This is a genomic window from Micromonospora sp. NPDC005172, from assembly GCF_040608555.1.
Lineage (GTDB): Bacteria > Actinomycetota > Actinomycetes > Mycobacteriales > Micromonosporaceae > Micromonospora.
Genome location: NZ_JBEXIL010000118.1, coordinates 1 through 1,794, shown reverse-complemented (window position 1 = coordinate 1,794; position 1,794 = coordinate 1). Strand labels below are relative to the sequence as shown.

Below are 1,794 nucleotides of genomic sequence, written 5' to 3'. Positions count from 1 at the left end.
TCCTCGACCTGCCCGAACAGGTCTGGATCAACAAGCCCGAGCCGCAACGACAAGCCGCTTAACTCCCGTTGGCCTCAATCCCTTGACACATTCCGAGTTCGCCGTCCAGGAGCAGGGTTTGGGTCCAGGCGAGCAGGTCGATGCCGGTCAGGGCGAGTTGCAGCCAGGCCTGGTTGATCGCGAACGCCCGCGACGGGAACCGGCCGAAGCCGGTGTTCTTGCCGCAGCGGATGCGGTCCTCGACGCGGGCGTGGGCCCGGTGCCGGGCCTCTAGTACTCCAGCAGGAGATCCGTTCTGACGTGCTGTGGCGGTGTGGTTTTGTCCGTGGGCATGGAACAGCCACCGCTGAGTCTCGTGGTTGTGTGGACCCAAGATACGGCGGTGGCTGCCGCCTACAGAGTAGACGCCCAGCGATGGTTGGGGCTGTTCGACGAGCTGATGGACGCGGTCGCGTCGCGCTTTGGCAGGCCTGAGTCCCGCCGACGGGTGCGGGACTTCATGGCCGGGCTGCTGGCACCGCTGCCGACCAAGAACTGTTGGACGATCGCGGAACACGCCGGTGACGACGGACCAGGAGGAATGCAGGACCTGATTGGGCGGGCCAGGTGGGACGACGTGCAGGTCCGCGCTGACGTGCGGGACTTCGTCGCGGTCAAACTCGGGCATCCGGACGGTGTGTTGCTGATCGACGAGACCGGGGATCTGAAGAAGGGCGTGCATACCGTCGGTGTGCAACGGCAGTACTCCGGTACCGCCGGGAAGATCGAGAACTGCCAGCTCGCGGTCCACCTGTCCTATGCCTCACCAGCCGGGCACACCCTGCTCGACGTCGCTCTCTACCTACCGAAAGCGTGGACCGACGATCCCGCGCGACGGACGGAGGCCGGGGTGCCGGACACCGTCGGCTTCGCCACGAAACCGCAGCTGGCACGCCGGCTGATCGACACCGCCCTCGCGGGCGGGTTGCCATGCCGGTGGGTTGCCGGCGACGAAGCCTACGGCGGTGACCCGCACCTGGCCGCGGCGTTACGCGAGCATCGACTCGGCTACGTCCTCGCGGTCGCCTGCTCGCACCGAGTCCCGACCGGACTTGGCATCCAGCGAGCAGACCAGATCGCCGCCGACCTGCCGACACGGGCGTGGCAGCGGATCTCCGCCGGCCAGGGGGCGAAGGGCCACCGCTACTACGACTGGGCGTTCATCACCCTGCCCCTGGCCGCCGATGAGCACGACGGTCGCCACTGGCTGCTGATCCGCCGCAACCGCACCACCGGTGAGCTGGCGTTCTACCGCTGCTGGTCACCCAACCTCGTCCCCCTGCACCACCTGGTCGCCGTCGCCGGCAGACGGTGGAGCATCGAGGAATCGTTCCAGGCCACCAAAACCGGCCTCGGCCTCGACCAGCACCAACACCGCCGCTGGCGGGCCTGGCACCGCTGGACCACCCTCGTCATCGCCGCTCACGCGTTCCTCGCCGCCGCAGCAGCGGCCAGCACCACCAGCCCAGACGGCCTGATCCCGATCACCGTCAACGAACTCCGCCGGCTGTTCCACGCCCTGATCATCGAACCCGCCCGACGCGTCAGTGACGTCATCGCCTGGTCCATCTTCCGACGCCAGCACCAAGCCGAAGCCAAGATCAGCCATTACGCCCGACAAGCCCTCATCGAACCCTGAAACGGATCTCCTGCTGGAGTACTAGGAATTGGATGCTGCCGTTGCCGGGCGGGGTGTCGGTGGCGACGATCTGATGCCGCCAGCCTTCGATGGTGTCGAACAGCGACAGCTGGGCT

General features: G+C 67.2%; 1 protein-coding gene and 1 pseudogene. One reads left to right on the top strand and one right to left on the bottom strand.

Annotated features, from left to right (window positions below):
- Nucleotides 1–94 precede the first annotated feature (94 nt).
- Nucleotides 95–274: pseudogene (locus ABZV06_RS32020) on the bottom strand (IS1380 family transposase); the annotation flags it as partial.
- A gap of 165 nt (nt 275–439) precedes the next feature.
- Here ABZV06_RS32020 and ABZV06_RS32015 point away from each other — a divergent pair.
- On the top strand, nt 440–1,678 hold the full coding sequence (locus tag ABZV06_RS32015; RefSeq protein ID WP_355625992.1) for an IS701 family transposase: 1,239 nt from the start codon (nt 440–442) through the stop codon (nt 1,676–1,678).
- The last annotated feature ends 116 nt before the right edge of the window (nt 1,679–1,794 follow it).

Coding starts and splice junctions, on each gene's coding strand:
- ABZV06_RS32015 (WP_355625992.1), top strand. CDS start 440: ATGGACGCGGTCGCGTCGCGCTTTGGCAGGCCTGAGTCCCGCCGACGG.